Here is a 13,059-nt window from a genome sequence, read left to right as displayed (position 1 = left end):
ACCCCGATTATTTCTTGATCGGTTTACGCGGACCCTTACGGGTACGTGCGTTGGTCTTGGTACGCTGACCGCGAACCGGAAGACCACGACGATGGCGTAAACCACGGTAGCAACCAAGGTCCATCAGACGCTTGATGCTCAGGGTGATTTCACGGCGCAGATCACCTTCAACGACAAATTTACCTACTGCTTCACGCAGAATATCAATTTGTTCTTCAGACAGCTCACTGATCTTAACATTTTCAGCGATGCCCGTTTCAGCGCAGATAGCTTTAGAACGGGTTTTGCCGATACCGAAAATAGCGGTTAAAGCGATTACGGTATGTTTGTGATCAGGAATGTTAATGCCTGCTATACGGGCCACTATGCACTCCTACTATTTAATATGTACGTACCATGCTGAAAAGCCCGTTTTCAGGATACTCAAATGGAAACGTACAGACATACAAAAGATTGGCTGGCTAATCTAGCCAGCTCAATCCAACTTTGCAAGAAAAATATGCGAATAAATCAGCCTTGGCGCTGTTTATGCTTCGGCTCGGCACTGCAAATCACACGGATGACGCCATCACGCTTAACGATTTTGCAGTTACGGCATAATTTCTTGACGGAAGCACGAACTTTCATTTTTACTCTCCGTAACTTCTCGGGCGACCAGTTTTAACGGCCGTAGCCTTTCAGGTTCGCCTTCTTCAATGCAGACTCATACTGACTGGACATCATCAGAGTTTGCACTTGAGCCATAAAGTCCATAATCACGACAACAACGATAAGCAGCGATGTCCCACCGAAGTAGAACGGCACTTTCATCGCGTCACGCATGAACTCCGGGATCAGGCAGATAAAAGTAATATACAACGCACCAACCAGAGTCAGGCGAGTCATCACTTTATCGATATACTTCGCCGTTTGCTCTCCCGGACGAATTCCTGGTACAAATGCACCGGACTTCTTCAGGTTATCTGCTGTTTCACGCGGGTTGAAAACCAACGCCGTGTAGAAGAAACAGAAGAAGATGATTGCAGACGCATAGAGTAACACATAAAGCGGTTGCCCAGGCTGCAAATACAGCGAAATTGTTGTCAGCCAGTTCCAACCAGTACCACCCCCGAACCATGACGTGATGGTTGCCGGGAACAGTATAATACTGGAAGCGAAGATTGCCGGGATTACCCCCGCCATATTCACTTTCAGCGGTAAATGTGTGCTCTGTGCAGCATAGACACGACGACCCTGCTGCCGTTTCGCGTAGTTTACCACAATGCGGCGTTGACCACGTTCAACGAATACAACAAAGAAGGTCACTGCAAATACTAATACTGCAACCAACAGCAACAGGAGGAAGTGCAGGTCGCCTTGACGCGCTTGCTCGATAGTATGGGCGATGGCCGGCGGGAGTCCCGCAACGATCCCGGCGAAGATCAGGATCGAGATACCGTTACCGATACCGCGTTCAGTGATCTGTTCGCCGAGCCACATCAGGAACATAGTCCCTGTGACCAGACTTACAACAGCGGTGAAATAGAACGCAAAGCCTGGATTAATCACCAGGCCCTGCATACCAGGCATATTCGGCAGACCGGTAGCAATACCGATCGACTGGAATATCGCCAGCACCAGAGTACCGTAGCGGGTGTACTGGCTGATCTTACGACGACCAGACTCCCCTTCTTTCTTCAGCTCTGCCAGCGGTTGGTAAACCACCGTCAGCAGCTGCACGATGATAGATGCCGAGATATACGGCATAATCCCCAGTGCAAAGATAGAAGCACGGCTGAGAGCACCACCAGAGAACATGTTGAACATTTCAATGATGGTGCCTCGCTGTTGCTCAAGCAGTTTGGCAAGTACAGCGGCATCAATACCAGGGATCGGAATAAAAGAGCCAATACGGAACACTATCAGCGCACCGACCACAAACAGAAGTCTGCGTTTCAGTTCGCCAAGGCCACCTTTGGCACTTTGAAAATCTAATCCCGGTTGTTTAGCCATCTGCTACTTATTCCTCAATTTTACCGCCAGCAGCTTCGATAGCAGCACGAGCACCTTTAGTCACACGCAGGCCACGAACAGTTACCGGACGAGTTACCTCACCAGACAGGATCACTTTCGCGAACTCGATCTGGACACCGATAATGTTTGCCGCTTTCAGCGCGTTCAGGTCTACTACATCGCCTTCTACGTGAGCCAGATCGGAGAGACGGATCTCTGCGGTGATCATCGCTTTACGAGAAGTGAAGCCGAATTTCGGCAGACGACGGTACAGAGGCATCTGACCACCCTCGAAACCGCGACGTACGCCACCGCCAGAACGAGACTTCTGACCTTTGTGACCACGACCACCGGTTTTACCGAGGCCAGAACCGATACCACGACCCAGGCGTTTACCCGCCTTTTTGGAGCCTTCGGCCGGAGACAGAGTATTTAAACGCATCTCTTACTCCTCAACTTTAACCATGAAGGAAACCGCGTTGACCATACCACGAACAGCAGGAGTATCCTCGCGCTCTACGGTGTGACCAATACGACGCAGACCCAGGCCAAGCAGTGTTGCCTTGTGTTTCGGCAGACGACCGATTGCACTGCGGGTTTGAGTAATTTTAATAGTCTTTGCCATGGTTTATTTCCCCAGAATTTCTTCAACGGATTTACCACGCTTGGCAGCGACCATTTCTGGAGAATTCATATTTTCCAGGCCATCAATAGTTGCACGAACCACGTTGATCGGGTTGGTGGAACCGTATGCTTTAGCCAGAACGTTATGAACCCCAGCAACTTCCAGAACGGCGCGCATTGCACCACCGGCGATGATACCGGTACCTTCGGAAGCTGGCTGCATGAATACACGAGAACCCGTGTGAACACCTTTAACCGGGTGTTGCAGGGTGCCGTTGTTCAGCGCGACGTTAATCATGTTGCGACGGGCTTTTTCCATCGCTTTCTGGATCGCTGCTGGAACTTCACGCGCTTTACCGTAACCAAAACCAACGCGACCGTTACCATCACCAACTACAGTCAGAGCTGTGAAGGAGAAAATACGACCACCTTTAACGGTTTTAGATACGCGGTTTACCGCGATCAGCTTTTCCTGCAGTTCGCCAGCTTGTTTTTCGATGTGAGCCATCTTACACCTCTACCTTAGAACTGAAGGCCAGCTTCACGGGCAGCATCTGCCAGTGCCTGGACACGACCATGATATTGGAACCCGGAACGGTCAAAGGAAACATCTTTGATGCCTTTTTCCAGAGCGCGTTCAGCAACAGCTTTACCCACAGCTGCAGCCGCGTCTTTGTTACCGGTGTACTTCAGTTGTTCAGAGATAGCTTTTTCTACAGTAGAAGCAGCTACCAGAACTTCAGAACCATTCGGAGCAATTACCTGTGCGTAAATATGACGCGGGGTACGATGTACCACCAGGCGAGTTGCACCCAGCTCCTGGAGCTTGCGGCGTGCGCGGGTCGCACGACGGATACGAGCAGATTTCTTATCCATAGTGTTACCTTACTTCTTCTTAGCCTCTTTGGTACGCACGACTTCGTCGGCGTAACGAACACCCTTGCCTTTATAAGGCTCAGGACGACGGTAGGCGCGCAGATCTGCTGCAACCTGGCCGATCACCTGCTTATCAGCGCCTTTCAGCACGATTTCAGTTTGAGTCGGACATTCTGCAGTGATACCGGCCGGCAGCTTATGTTCAACAGGATGAGAGAAACCTAAAGCCAGGTTTACTACATCCCCTTTAACCGCTGCACGATAGCCTACACCAACCAGCTGAAGCTTTTTAGTGAAGCCTTCGGTAACACCGATAACCATTGAGTTCAGCAGGGCACGCGCGGTACCAGCCTGAGCCCATCCGTCTACGTAACCATCACGCGGACCGAAGGTCAGAGCATTATCTGCATGTTTAACTTCAACAGCATCGTTGAGAGTACGAGTCAGCTCGCCATTTTTACCTTTGATCGTAATAACCTGACCGTTGACTTTAACATCAACGCCGGCAGGAACAACGACCGGTGCTTTAGCAACACGAGACATTTTTTCCTCCGATTAGGCTACGTAGCAGATAATTTCGCCACCAAGACCAGCCTGGCGCGCTGCACGATCAGTCATAACACCTTTAGAGGTAGAAACAACTGCGATACCCAGACCCGCCATAACTTTCGGCAGCTCATCTTTACGTTTGTAGATGCGCAGACCTGGGCGGCTGACACGCTGAATGCTTTCTACAACAGCTTTACCCTGGAAATACTTAAGAGTCAGTTCCAGTTCCGGCTTGATGTCGCCTTCAACTTTAAAATCTTCAATAAAGCCTTCTTCCTTCAGCACGTTGGCAATTGCCACTTTCAGCTTGGAGGAAGGCATGGTGACCGCAGCTTTATTCGCGGCCTGACCGTTACGGATACGGGTCAGCATATCCGCGATCGGATCTTGCATGCTCATCTGTCTTTACTCCCGTGATTCAATTGGTGACAATTACCAGCTAGCCTTTTTCAGACCCGGGATTTCACCGCGCATAGCGGCTTCACGGACCTTAATACGGCTCAACCCGAACTTCCGCAGGAAACCATGCGGACGACCTGTTTGACGGCAGCGATTACGCTGACGAGACGGGCTGGAATCACGCGGCAGAGTCTGCAGCTTGAGAACAGCGTTCCAACGATCTTCGTCGGTTGCGTTCACATCAGAGATGATAGCTTTCAGTTCAGCGCGTTTAGCGAAGAATTTATCAGCTAAAGCCACGCGCTTTACTTCGCGTGCTTTCATTGATTGCTTAGCCATTAAGTAACCCTACCTTACTTGCGGAACGGGAAGTCAAAGGCAGCCAGCAGAGCGCGGCCTTCTTCATCAGATTTCGCAGTAGTGGTAATGGTAATATCCAAACCACGAACGCGGTCGACTTTATCGTAGTCGATTTCTGGGAAGATGATCTGCTCACGGACACCCATGCTGTAGTTACCACGGCCGTCGAAAGACTTAGCGGACAAGCCACGGAAGTCACGGATACGCGGTACAGCAATAGTGATCAGGCGCTCAAAGAACTCCCACATGCGCTCGCCGCGCAGAGTTACTTTACAGCCGATCGGATAGCCCTGACGGATTTTGAAGCCTGCAACTGATTTGCGTGCTTTGGTGATCAGCGGTTTTTGACCGGAGATTGCTGTCAGGTCAGCTGCTGCGTTATCCAGCAGTTTCTTGTCAGCGATCGCTTCACCAACACCCATGTTCAGGGTGATCTTCTCGACCCGAGGGACTTGCATGACAGAATTGTAGTTAAACTCAGTCATGAGTTTAGCGACTACTTCGTCTTTGTAGTAATCATGCAGTTTCGCCATCGTACTACTCCAAATTACTTGATAGTTTCGCTATTAGATTTGAAGAAACGGACTTTTTTGCCGTCTTCGAATCTAAAGCCTACACGGTCAGCCTTGCCGGTTGCCGCGTTGAAGATAGCAAGGTTAGAGATCTGAATACCTGCTTCTTTCTCTACAATGCCGCCTGGTTGGTTCAGGGCCGGAACCGGCTTCTGATGTTTCTTAACCAGGTTGATACCTTCAACAATGACCTTGCCGGAAGACAGGACATTTTTTACTTTACCGCGTTTACCTTTATCTTTACCGGTTAACACGATAACTTCGTCATCACGACGGATTTTAGCTGCCATGATTCGCTCCTTAGAGTACTTCTGGTGCCAGAGAGATAATTTTCATGAACTTCTCGGTACGAAGTTCACGAGTTACCGGCCCAAAAATACGCGTACCGATAGGCTGCTCGCTGTTATTGTTCAGAATAACGCATGCATTACCATCGAAGCGAATGACAGAACCGTCCGGGCGACGAACACCCTTCTTGGTGCGCACCACTACCGCCTTCAGCACATCACCTTTTTTGACCTTACCACGCGGAATTGCTTCCTTGATGGTGATCTTGATGATGTCGCCTACGCCTGCGTAGCGACGGTGCGAGCCACCCAGAACCTTGATACACATTACGCGACGTGCACCGGAGTTGTCGGCGACGTTCAGCATAGTCTGTTCTTGGATCATTTTAGTGCTCCGCTAATGTCAACTACTACTGAGACCCGAAAATTAGGGTCGTTAAAAAGCCCCATATCGAGGGCGCGGCATTATAACACCACAAACCAGATATGGGTAGAAAAAATAAACGGCTCATCGCTGAGCCGTTTATCCGTATCGAGAATGCGTACTCTATTACAGAACCGCTTTCTCTACAACGCGAACCAGCGTCCAGGACTTAGTCTTGGACAGCGGACGGCATTCGCGGATTTCAACCACGTCACCGATACCGCATTCGTTGTTCTCGTCATGTACGTGCAGTTTGGTCGTACGTTTGATGAATTTGCCGTATACCGGGTGTTTCACCATACGTTCGATAGCAACAACAATGGATTTCTCCATTTTGTCGCTAACTACGCGACCTTGCAGAGTACGGATTTTATCGGTCATTACGCACCCGCCTTCTGAGTCAGTAAAGTCTTAACGCGTGCAACATCACGACGCACTTGCTTCAGCAGATGAGTCTGTTGCAGCTGGCCACTTGCAGCCTGCATACGCAGGTTGAACTGCTCACGCAGCAGGTTCAGCAGCTCAGCGTTCAGCTCTTCAACGCTTTTTTCACGCAGCTCTTTTGCTTTCATTACATCACCGTCTTAGTTACAAAGGTGGTTTTGATCGGCAGTTTCGCTGCTGCCAGGCCGAATGCTTCACGGGCCAGCTCTTCCGGTACACCGTCCATTTCATACAGGACTTTACCCGGCTGAATCAAGGCAACCCAGTACTCCACGTTACCTTTACCTTTACCCATACGAACTTCCAGCGGCTTCTCGGTGATCGGTTTGTCCGGGAATACACGGATCCAGATCTTACCTTGACGCTTAACTGCACGGGTCATAGCACGACGTGCTGCTTCGATCTGACGGGCAGTCAGACGACCACGGCCAACAGCTTTCAGACCGAAAGTGCCGAAGCTAACATCCGTACCCTGCGCCAGACCACGGTTGCGGCCTTTGTGCACTTTACGGAATTTTGTACGCTTTGGTTGTAACATCAGCGACGCTCCTTATTTACGGCCTTTACGCTGCTGCTTTTTAGGTTGAGCAGCCGGTTCCGGTTGTTCAACAGCAGCCATACCACCCAGGATCTCACCTTTGAAGATCCATACCTTAACGCCGATTACACCGTAAGTGGTGTGCGCTTCAGAGGTGTTGTAGTCGATGTCAGCACGCAGAGTGTGCAGCGGTACGCGACCTTCACGGTACCATTCGGTACGTGCGATTTCCGCGCCGCCCAGACGGCCGCTAACTTCAACTTTGATACCTTTAGCGCCCAGACGCATTGCGTTCTGTACAGCACGCTTCATCGCACGACGGAACATAACGCGACGTTCCAGCTGAGAAGTGATGCTGTCAGCAACCAATTTAGCGTCCAGTTCAGGCTTACGAACTTCGGCAATATTGATCTGTGCAGGTACGCCAGCGATATCCGCTACGACCTTGCGCAGTTTTTCTACGTCTTCACCTTTCTTACCGATAACGATACCCGGGCGAGCAGTGTGAATGGTCACACGGATGCTCTTAGCCGGACGCTCGATAACGATGCGAGATACAGACGCTTTAGCCAGTTCTTTTGTCAGGAACTGACGTACTTTAAAATCGCTGTCCAGGTTGTCAGCGAATTCTTTGGTGTTCGCGAACCAGGTAGAGTTCCATGGTTTGACAATACCCAGGCGAATACCATTAGGATGTACTTTCTGACCCATTGCTAGTCTCCAGAGTCTCAGCGATCGGACACAACCACAGTGATGTGGCTGGTGCGCTTCAGGATGCGATCTGCACGACCTTTAGCACGCGGCATAATGCGCTTCATGCTCGGGCCTTCGTCTACGAAAATTTTCGCAACTTTCAGATCATCAATGTCAGCGCCATCGTTGTGTTCAGCGTTAGCAATGGCAGATTCCAGTACCTTCTTGACCAGTACAGCAGCTTTTTTGTTGGTGTAGGTCAGAATATCCAGGGCCTGCGACACTTTCTTACCGCGAATCAGGTCAGCTACGAGGCGAACCTTCTGAGCAGAAGAACGAGCATGGCGATGTTGAGCTAAAGTTTCCATCTCTTCCTCCTACCTTATTTCTTCTTCGCTTTTTTATCAGCAGCGTGGCCGCGATAAGTACGAGTCGGTGCGAATTCACCCAGTTTGTGACCAACCATTTCGTCGGAAACAAAGACTGGAACGTGCTGACGACCATTATGGACAGCGATGGTCAAACCGATCATGTTAGGAAAGATCGTTGAACGACGGGACCAAGTGCGCAGGGGCTTCTTGTCTCCGCTTTCCACCGCTTTCTCTACCTTCTTCAGCAAGTGCAGGTCAATAAAAGGACCTTTCTTGAGAGAACGTGGCATGGCTTATCCTCTAAAATTATTTGCTACGGCGACGTACGATGAATTTATCAGTACGCTTGTTGCTGCGGGTCTTCTTACCTTTGGTCTGCAGGCCCCACGGGGATACCGGGTGCTTACCAAAGTTACGACCTTCACCACCACCATGTGGGTGGTCTACTGGGTTCATCGCAGTACCGCGAACGGTAGGACGAACACCACGCCAGCGTGCAGCACCTGCTTTACCCAGAACGCGCAGCATATGCTCAGCATTGCCAACTTCGCCCAGAGTAGCGCGGCAGTCTGCTTCGACTTTACGCATTTCACCAGAACGCAGACGCAGGGTGACATAAGCACCATCACGAGCAACGATCTGAACGTAAGTACCAGCGGAACGTGCCAGCTGACCGCCTTTACCTGGTTTCATTTCTACGTTATGAACGGTAGAACCAACCGGGATATTGCGCATCGGCAGGGTGTTGCCTGCTTTGATTGCAGCATCAACGCCAGACTGAATCTGGTCACCAGCTTTCAGGCCTTTCGGGGCCAGGATGTAACGGCGCTCGCCGTCTTTGTACAGAACCAGCGCGATGTTCGCGGAGCGGTTCGGATCGTACTCAAGACGTTCAACAACTGCCGGGATACCATCTTTGTTGCGTTTGAAGTCAACAATACGGTAAGCCTGCTTGTGGCCACCACCGATATGACGGGTGGTGATACGGCCATTGTTGTTACGACCACCGGATTTGCTGTTTTTTTCCAGCAACGGAGCAAAAGGTTTGCCCTTGTGCAGCTCTGGGTTAACCACTTTAACGACGTGGCGACGACCCGGAGATGTCGGTTTACATTTAACAACTGCCATTGTATTACTCCTCCGACTTACTCAGCGCCGCCAACGAAGTCCAGATTCTGGCCTTCCTTCAGGGTGACGTAAGCTTTTTTCCAGTCGCTACGACGACCGATACGCTGTCCGTGACGTTTAACTTTCCCTTTAACTACCAGGGTGTTAACGACTTCGACTTCGACTTCAAACAGTTTCTGCACAGCAGCTTTGATTTCTGCTTTGGTCGCGTCTTTAGCAACTTTGAGAACGATGGTGTTTGTTTTTTCCATCGCAGTAGACGCTTTTTCAGAAACGTGCGGTGCGCGCAGCACCTTCAGCAGACGTTCTTCACGAATCATGCCAGCATCTCCTCAACTTGCTTAACAGCATCAGCAGTCATTACGACTTTGTCGAAGGCGATCAGGCTAACCGGGTCGATACCGTTCGCATCACGTACGTCAACCTTGTGCAGGTTACGTGCGGCCAGGAACAGGTTCTCGTCCAGCTCACCGGTGATGATCAGCACATCTTCCAGAGCCATGTCTTTCAGTTTCTGTGCCAGCAGCTTAGTTTTCGGCGCTTCAACAGAGAACTTCTCGACAACGATCAGACGATCCTGACGTACCAGTTCGGACAGAATGCTTTTCAGCGCGCCGCGGTACATCTTCTTGTTAACTTTTTGACTGTGGTCCTGCGGACGAGCAGCGAAGGTCACGCCACCGGAACGCCAGATCGGGCTCTTGATAGAACCAGAACGCGCACGGCCGGTACCTTTCTGGCGCCACGGTTTTTTACCGGAGCCAGTGATTTCAGCACGAGTCTTCTGAGCACGAGTGCCCTGACGCGCACCAGCTGCATAAGCAACAACAACCTGGTGAACCAGCGCTTCGTTGAAATCACGACCGAAGGTAGTTTCGGAAACAGTCAGCGCGCTCTGCGCGTCTTTCAATACTAATTCCATTGCTATCTCCTCACGCCTTCACAGCTGGTTTAACGATCAGGTCGCTACCGGTAGCACCCGGGACAGCACCTTTAACCAGCAGCAGGTTGCGCTCAGCGTCAACACGTACTACGTCCAGGCTCTGAACGGTTACACGCTCATTACCCAGCTGACCTGCCATTTTCTTGCCTTTGAACACTTTGCCCGGAGTCTGGTTCTGACCGATAGAACCCGGAACGCGGTGAGACAAGGAGTTACCGTGAGTAGCGTCCTGGGTACGGAAGTTCCAGCGCTTAACGGTACCAGCAAAACCTTTACCTTTAGAGGTACCGGTTACGTCAACTTTTTTAACGTCAGCAAACAGTTCAACGCTAATGTTCTGACCTACGGTGAATTCTTCGCCGTCAGCAAGACGGAATTCCCACAGACCACGGCCAGCTTCAACGCCAGCTTTAGCGAAGTGACCCGCTTCCGGCTTGGTTACACGGTTAGCTTTTTTAGCACCGGTGGTAACCTGGATTGCGCGGTAGCCATCGTTAGCCAGGTCTTTAACCTGAGTAACGCGGTTTGCTTCAACTTCGATTACGGTTACTGGGATAGATACGCCATCTTCAGTGAAGATGCGGGTCATGCCCACTTTTTTACCGACTAAACCAATCATTGTTTCAACCTCTCAATCGCTCGATGACCTGATTAACCCAGGCTGATCTGCACGTCTACACCGGCAGCCAGATCCAGACGCATCAGAGCATCAACGGTTTTTTCAGTTGGCTCAACGATGTCAACCAGACGCTTGTGAGTGCGAATCTCGTACTGATCACGCGCGTCTTTGTTGACGTGCGGGGAGATCAGAACGGTAAAGCGCTCTTTGCGGGTCGGCAGCGGGATCGGACCACGGACTTGCGCACCAGTGCGCTTAGCAGTCTCGACGATTTCCGCGGTTGATTGATCGATCAGACGATGATCAAACGCTTTAAGGCGGATACGGATTCTTTGGTTCTGCATGAGACCAGAGCTCCAATTATTTTATAGACGAAATGATTACTCCTCATACCCATTACGATTGATGGGAGAGTGTAACCGTTCTTACATAGTCCCCCGATTGGGGACATTGTTTGATAGCAAAAAGCACTATCAGGGTTCATATCGAACCGGCTGTCAACTTTGACAGGCCCGCGCATTATACGCAAATTCTGGCACGACGCAAGCGCTGTTTAGAAAATCATCACCGGGATTTGCGCGTCTTGGCGATAGTGCGCTGTGCAAGCGCCGTAACGCTGCCAATAAATCCGCAAAGCGCCATCCACTCTCGAAAATTGCATTTTGCCCTGCGCCGAGCCGATAAGCATAGTGAGGCTATGTTCATTGCTCATCGCGGGGTAACCTATGCTCGCCGCCCTCCCCTTCTTACTGTGCTATAGCGGATTGACGCTAGCATTATGTCAGCAGGACCTGCGTTACGGCTTGCTGCCAGACCGTTTCACCTGTCCCCTGCTATGGAGCGGCTTGCTTTTTTATCTCTGTCTGGCGCCGCATCAGCTCAACGAGGCTGTCTGGGGAGCACTAGCCGGCTATCTCTCGTTTGCCGCCCTTTATTGGCTATACCGCAGGGTCCGTGGGCATGAAGGATTAGGCTATGGCGATATAAAATATCTCGCCGCCCTTGGGGCCTGGCATGGCTGGCGAATGCTGCCGCAGCTGGTGCTGGTAGCGTCATTGCTCGCTGGCATGACGTGGGTGATATTGGGACTGTCCGCCAGGTGCGGCGGCAACAGAAAATGGGAAAAGAATAACCCGCTGCCATTTGGGCCATTTCTGGCGGCAGCAGGTTTCTGGTGCGGGTGGCAAACGCTGGCTAATCTGACACTTTGATCTGCGACTGCAGGTAATTTTGCAGGCCAATTTTGCCAATCAGATCGAGTTCGGTTTCCAGCCAGTCGATATGGCCTTCTTCATCCGCCAGGATCTCAATCATCATATCGCGGCTGACATAGTCATGTACGCTGTCGGCATAGGCGATCGCTTCACGCAGGTTTTGCGCGCCTTCCAGCTCCAGGCGTAAATCTGACTGCAGCATCTCTTCCACATCTTCACCGATGCCAAGTTTGCCGAGATCCTGCAGATTAGGAATGCCTTCGAGGAAAAGAATACGCTCGATGTACTTATCGGCGTGCTTCATTTCATCAATTGATTCGTGGTACTCAATATCGTTGAGGCGCATCAGACCCCAGTTTTTGAACATTCTCGCATGGAGAAAGTACTGATTGATTGCGACCAGCTCATTTCCCAATAATTTATTGAGATAACTTATGATTTTGACATCACCTTTCATTATATAGTCCCTCCGCTTCCACTTATTGAAGCGTAGTCCGGCCTATAGGGATGTCAAAAGAGAAGCGCGGACTTCAGGCGATTTCTTTGAATTCCGGCATGGTGGTTAATTCATCTTCCATCACTTCACGTGCAGCTCGAACACACTTACCGCATTGATTTCCAACGGGAACAAACTTACGTAATTGCTGAAAAGATTGCGGTTGAAACTGGCGAACAACCTGGCGAATTTTTTTATCGCTAACGCCATTGCACAAACAAACGTACATATAAACTCCCGTTCAATTTATGCACAAATATTAAATGAGAATAGTTATGATTACAATAGACCATTTGCGCATTATCCGCCGCAGCGCACGTTATGAATGGTGTGTTGTACACGTTATTTCGCGGAACTGCGCGCAGCAAAAAGGGCGCCGAAGCGCCCTTTTTATTCGAAGCTAACGAATTAGCCCAGAACTTTAGCTACAACGCCCGCGCCAACGGTACGGCCGCCTTCACGGATTGCGAAACGCAGACCGTCGTCCATCGCGATCGGGTGGATCAGGGTAACAACCATTTTGATGTTGT

General features: G+C 50.6%; 28 protein-coding genes. 1 reads left to right on the top strand and 27 read right to left on the bottom strand.

Features of this window, described 5'->3' with window-relative positions; translation table 11 throughout:
• Positions 1 to 7 precede the first annotated feature (7 nt).
• From rpsM to rpsJ, 24 genes are all read right to left on the bottom strand, one after another.
• The gene (gene rpsM / locus AS136_RS25490; protein WP_002919259.1) at positions 8 to 364 is read right to left on the bottom strand and encodes a 30S ribosomal protein S13; all 357 of its coding nucleotides are present in this window, start codon (positions 362 to 364) and stop codon (positions 8 to 10) included.
• Between the two features lie 146 nt (positions 365 to 510).
• On the bottom strand, positions 511 to 627 hold the full coding sequence (gene rpmJ, locus AS136_RS27730) for a 50S ribosomal protein L36 (protein WP_000868187.1): 117 nt from the start codon (positions 625 to 627) through the stop codon (positions 511 to 513).
• A gap of 33 nt (positions 628 to 660) precedes the next feature.
• The gene (gene secY / locus AS136_RS25485; protein WP_008807050.1) at positions 661 to 1,992 is read right to left on the bottom strand and encodes a preprotein translocase subunit SecY; all 1,332 of its coding nucleotides are present in this window, start codon (positions 1,990 to 1,992) and stop codon (positions 661 to 663) included.
• A 7-nt stretch (positions 1,993 to 1,999) separates the two neighbouring features.
• Positions 2,000 to 2,434, bottom strand: a complete 435-nt coding sequence (rplO, locus tag AS136_RS25480) for a 50S ribosomal protein L15 (protein WP_002919516.1) — start codon at positions 2,432 to 2,434, stop codon at positions 2,000 to 2,002.
• Positions 2,435 to 2,437: 3 nt separating this feature from the next.
• Entirely contained in the window at positions 2,438 to 2,617 is a 180-nt protein-coding gene (gene rpmD / locus AS136_RS25475) for a 50S ribosomal protein L30 (protein ID WP_001140434.1), read from the bottom strand.
• Between the two features lie 3 nt (positions 2,618 to 2,620).
• Positions 2,621 to 3,124, bottom strand: a complete 504-nt coding sequence (gene rpsE, locus AS136_RS25470) for a 30S ribosomal protein S5 (protein ID WP_000940121.1) — start codon at positions 3,122 to 3,124, stop codon at positions 2,621 to 2,623.
• 14 nt (positions 3,125 to 3,138) lie between these two features.
• The gene (gene rplR / locus AS136_RS25465; protein ID WP_006817270.1) at positions 3,139 to 3,492 is read right to left on the bottom strand and encodes a 50S ribosomal protein L18; all 354 of its coding nucleotides are present in this window, start codon (positions 3,490 to 3,492) and stop codon (positions 3,139 to 3,141) included.
• 9 nt (positions 3,493 to 3,501) lie between these two features.
• The gene (rplF, locus tag AS136_RS25460) at positions 3,502 to 4,035 is read right to left on the bottom strand and encodes a 50S ribosomal protein L6 (RefSeq protein ID WP_008807049.1); all 534 of its coding nucleotides are present in this window, start codon (positions 4,033 to 4,035) and stop codon (positions 3,502 to 3,504) included.
• Between the two features lie 12 nt (positions 4,036 to 4,047).
• A complete protein-coding gene (gene rpsH, locus AS136_RS25455; protein WP_008807048.1) occupies positions 4,048 to 4,440 on the bottom strand; it encodes a 30S ribosomal protein S8 in 393 nt (130 codons plus the stop codon).
• A 33-nt stretch (positions 4,441 to 4,473) separates the two neighbouring features.
• On the bottom strand, positions 4,474 to 4,779 hold the full coding sequence (gene rpsN / locus AS136_RS25450; RefSeq protein WP_002919667.1) for a 30S ribosomal protein S14: 306 nt from the start codon (positions 4,777 to 4,779) through the stop codon (positions 4,474 to 4,476).
• A gap of 14 nt (positions 4,780 to 4,793) precedes the next feature.
• The gene (rplE, locus tag AS136_RS25445; RefSeq protein WP_003031123.1) at positions 4,794 to 5,333 is read right to left on the bottom strand and encodes a 50S ribosomal protein L5; all 540 of its coding nucleotides are present in this window, start codon (positions 5,331 to 5,333) and stop codon (positions 4,794 to 4,796) included.
• Between the two features lie 14 nt (positions 5,334 to 5,347).
• Entirely contained in the window at positions 5,348 to 5,662 is a 315-nt protein-coding gene (rplX, locus tag AS136_RS25440; RefSeq protein ID WP_023323332.1) for a 50S ribosomal protein L24, read from the bottom strand.
• A 10-nt stretch (positions 5,663 to 5,672) separates the two neighbouring features.
• Positions 5,673 to 6,044 carry a 50S ribosomal protein L14 gene (rplN, locus tag AS136_RS25435; RefSeq protein WP_002919748.1) on the bottom strand — a complete coding sequence of 124 codons (372 nt, stop codon included), beginning with the start codon at positions 6,042 to 6,044 and terminating at the stop codon, positions 5,673 to 5,675.
• Positions 6,045 to 6,209: 165 nt separating this feature from the next.
• Complete coding sequence (rpsQ, locus tag AS136_RS25430) at positions 6,210 to 6,464, bottom strand: 30S ribosomal protein S17 (RefSeq protein ID WP_004106347.1); 255 nt, start codon at positions 6,462 to 6,464, stop codon at positions 6,210 to 6,212.
• A complete protein-coding gene (gene rpmC / locus AS136_RS25425; RefSeq protein ID WP_002919754.1) occupies positions 6,464 to 6,655 on the bottom strand; it encodes a 50S ribosomal protein L29 in 192 nt (63 codons plus the stop codon). Before rpmC ends, rpsQ begins: the two co-directional genes overlap by 1 nt.
• Complete coding sequence (rplP, locus tag AS136_RS25420; protein WP_002919759.1) at positions 6,655 to 7,065, bottom strand: 50S ribosomal protein L16; 411 nt, start codon at positions 7,063 to 7,065, stop codon at positions 6,655 to 6,657. Before rplP ends, rpmC begins: the two co-directional genes overlap by 1 nt.
• A 12-nt stretch (positions 7,066 to 7,077) precedes the next feature.
• Entirely contained in the window at positions 7,078 to 7,776 is a 699-nt protein-coding gene (rpsC, locus tag AS136_RS25415; protein WP_002919766.1) for a 30S ribosomal protein S3, read from the bottom strand.
• A 17-nt stretch (positions 7,777 to 7,793) separates the two neighbouring features.
• Positions 7,794 to 8,126, bottom strand: coding sequence for a 50S ribosomal protein L22 (gene rplV / locus AS136_RS25410; RefSeq protein ID WP_002919773.1), 333 nt, complete (start codon positions 8,124 to 8,126; stop codon positions 7,794 to 7,796).
• A gap of 14 nt (positions 8,127 to 8,140) precedes the next feature.
• Complete coding sequence (gene rpsS / locus AS136_RS25405; RefSeq protein WP_001138115.1) at positions 8,141 to 8,419, bottom strand: 30S ribosomal protein S19; 279 nt, start codon at positions 8,417 to 8,419, stop codon at positions 8,141 to 8,143.
• A 16-nt stretch (positions 8,420 to 8,435) separates the two neighbouring features.
• Positions 8,436 to 9,257 (bottom strand): 50S ribosomal protein L2, encoded by an 822-nt coding sequence (gene rplB, locus AS136_RS25400; protein WP_002919786.1) that lies wholly within the window; start codon positions 9,255 to 9,257, stop codon positions 8,436 to 8,438.
• Between the two features lie 17 nt (positions 9,258 to 9,274).
• The gene (gene rplW, locus AS136_RS25395; RefSeq protein ID WP_000617546.1) at positions 9,275 to 9,577 is read right to left on the bottom strand and encodes a 50S ribosomal protein L23; all 303 of its coding nucleotides are present in this window, start codon (positions 9,575 to 9,577) and stop codon (positions 9,275 to 9,277) included.
• Positions 9,574 to 10,179 (bottom strand): 50S ribosomal protein L4, encoded by a 606-nt coding sequence (gene rplD, locus AS136_RS25390; RefSeq protein ID WP_002919794.1) that lies wholly within the window; start codon positions 10,177 to 10,179, stop codon positions 9,574 to 9,576. The genes rplW and rplD overlap by 4 nt, the downstream gene beginning before the upstream one ends.
• A 10-nt stretch (positions 10,180 to 10,189) precedes the next feature.
• A complete protein-coding gene (gene rplC / locus AS136_RS25385; protein WP_002919796.1) occupies positions 10,190 to 10,819 on the bottom strand; it encodes a 50S ribosomal protein L3 in 630 nt (209 codons plus the stop codon).
• 32 nt (positions 10,820 to 10,851) lie between these two features.
• Positions 10,852 to 11,163 (bottom strand): 30S ribosomal protein S10, encoded by a 312-nt coding sequence (rpsJ, locus tag AS136_RS25380; RefSeq protein WP_001181005.1) that lies wholly within the window; start codon positions 11,161 to 11,163, stop codon positions 10,852 to 10,854.
• A gap of 381 nt (positions 11,164 to 11,544) precedes the next feature.
• On the opposite strand from rpsJ, the gene AS136_RS25375 reads away from it, so the two are divergent.
• Complete coding sequence (locus AS136_RS25375) at positions 11,545 to 12,030, top strand: prepilin peptidase (protein ID WP_008807047.1); 486 nt, start codon at positions 11,545 to 11,547, stop codon at positions 12,028 to 12,030.
• On the opposite strand, the gene bfr is transcribed toward AS136_RS25375, so the two are convergent.
• The 3 genes from bfr to AS136_RS27720 form a co-directional block, all read right to left on the bottom strand.
• Positions 12,014 to 12,490: a bacterioferritin gene (bfr, locus tag AS136_RS25370; RefSeq protein WP_004206792.1), complete on the bottom strand. Its 477-nt coding sequence runs from the start codon at positions 12,488 to 12,490 to the stop codon at positions 12,014 to 12,016. The two genes, AS136_RS25375 and bfr, sit on opposite strands and share 17 nt — an antisense overlap.
• Positions 12,491 to 12,563: 73 nt before the next feature.
• Complete coding sequence (bfd, locus tag AS136_RS27725) at positions 12,564 to 12,758, bottom strand: bacterioferritin-associated ferredoxin (protein WP_004152415.1); 195 nt, start codon at positions 12,756 to 12,758, stop codon at positions 12,564 to 12,566.
• Between the two features lie 179 nt (positions 12,759 to 12,937).
• Positions 12,938 to 13,059 (bottom strand): EF-Tu C-terminal domain-related protein (locus AS136_RS27720; protein WP_001384287.1); only part of this gene is annotated, 122 nt, incomplete at its 5' end.

It is taken from the genome of Klebsiella sp. D5A, from assembly GCF_001620885.1.
GTDB lineage: Bacteria > Pseudomonadota > Gammaproteobacteria > Enterobacterales > Enterobacteriaceae > Klebsiella > Klebsiella variicola.
This window is presented reverse-complemented; position numbering and strand designations above follow the sequence as displayed.

Coding starts and splice junctions, on each gene's coding strand:
- rpmJ (WP_000868187.1), bottom strand. CDS start 627: ATGAAAGTTCGTGCTTCCGTCAAGAAATTATGCCGTAACTGCAAAATC.
- secY (WP_008807050.1), bottom strand. CDS start 1,992: ATGGCTAAACAACCGGGATTAGATTTTCAAAGTGCCAAAGGTGGCCTT.
- rplO (WP_002919516.1), bottom strand. CDS start 2,434: ATGCGTTTAAATACTCTGTCTCCGGCCGAAGGCTCCAAAAAGGCGGGT.
- rpmD (WP_001140434.1), bottom strand. CDS start 2,617: ATGGCAAAGACTATTAAAATTACTCAAACCCGCAGTGCAATCGGTCGT.
- rpsE (WP_000940121.1), bottom strand. CDS start 3,124: ATGGCTCACATCGAAAAACAAGCTGGCGAACTGCAGGAAAAGCTGATC.
- rplR (WP_006817270.1), bottom strand. CDS start 3,492: ATGGATAAGAAATCTGCTCGTATCCGTCGTGCGACCCGCGCACGCCGC.
- rplF (WP_008807049.1), bottom strand. CDS start 4,035: ATGTCTCGTGTTGCTAAAGCACCGGTCGTTGTTCCTGCCGGCGTTGAT.
- rpsH (WP_008807048.1), bottom strand. CDS start 4,440: ATGAGCATGCAAGATCCGATCGCGGATATGCTGACCCGTATCCGTAAC.
- rpsN (WP_002919667.1), bottom strand. CDS start 4,779: ATGGCTAAGCAATCAATGAAAGCACGCGAAGTAAAGCGCGTGGCTTTA.
- rplE (WP_003031123.1), bottom strand. CDS start 5,333: ATGGCGAAACTGCATGATTACTACAAAGACGAAGTAGTCGCTAAACTC.
- rplX (WP_023323332.1), bottom strand. CDS start 5,662: ATGGCAGCTAAAATCCGTCGTGATGACGAAGTTATCGTGTTAACCGGT.
- rplN (WP_002919748.1), bottom strand. CDS start 6,044: ATGATCCAAGAACAGACTATGCTGAACGTCGCCGACAACTCCGGTGCA.
- rpsQ (WP_004106347.1), bottom strand. CDS start 6,464: ATGACCGATAAAATCCGTACTCTGCAAGGTCGCGTAGTTAGCGACAAA.
- rpmC (WP_002919754.1), bottom strand. CDS start 6,655: ATGAAAGCAAAAGAGCTGCGTGAAAAAAGCGTTGAAGAGCTGAACGCT.
- rplP (WP_002919759.1), bottom strand. CDS start 7,065: ATGTTACAACCAAAGCGTACAAAATTCCGTAAAGTGCACAAAGGCCGC.
- rpsC (WP_002919766.1), bottom strand. CDS start 7,776: ATGGGTCAGAAAGTACATCCTAATGGTATTCGCCTGGGTATTGTCAAA.
- rplV (WP_002919773.1), bottom strand. CDS start 8,126: ATGGAAACTTTAGCTCAACATCGCCATGCTCGTTCTTCTGCTCAGAAG.
- rpsS (WP_001138115.1), bottom strand. CDS start 8,419: ATGCCACGTTCTCTCAAGAAAGGTCCTTTTATTGACCTGCACTTGCTG.
- rplB (WP_002919786.1), bottom strand. CDS start 9,257: ATGGCAGTTGTTAAATGTAAACCGACATCTCCGGGTCGTCGCCACGTC.
- rplW (WP_000617546.1), bottom strand. CDS start 9,577: ATGATTCGTGAAGAACGTCTGCTGAAGGTGCTGCGCGCACCGCACGTT.
- rplD (WP_002919794.1), bottom strand. CDS start 10,179: ATGGAATTAGTATTGAAAGACGCGCAGAGCGCGCTGACTGTTTCCGAA.
- rplC (WP_002919796.1), bottom strand. CDS start 10,819: ATGATTGGTTTAGTCGGTAAAAAAGTGGGCATGACCCGCATCTTCACT.
- rpsJ (WP_001181005.1), bottom strand. CDS start 11,163: ATGCAGAACCAAAGAATCCGTATCCGCCTTAAAGCGTTTGATCATCGT.
- AS136_RS25375 (WP_008807047.1), top strand. CDS start 11,545: ATGCTCGCCGCCCTCCCCTTCTTACTGTGCTATAGCGGATTGACGCTA.
- bfr (WP_004206792.1), bottom strand. CDS start 12,490: ATGAAAGGTGATGTCAAAATCATAAGTTATCTCAATAAATTATTGGGA.
- bfd (WP_004152415.1), bottom strand. CDS start 12,758: ATGTACGTTTGTTTGTGCAATGGCGTTAGCGATAAAAAAATTCGCCAG.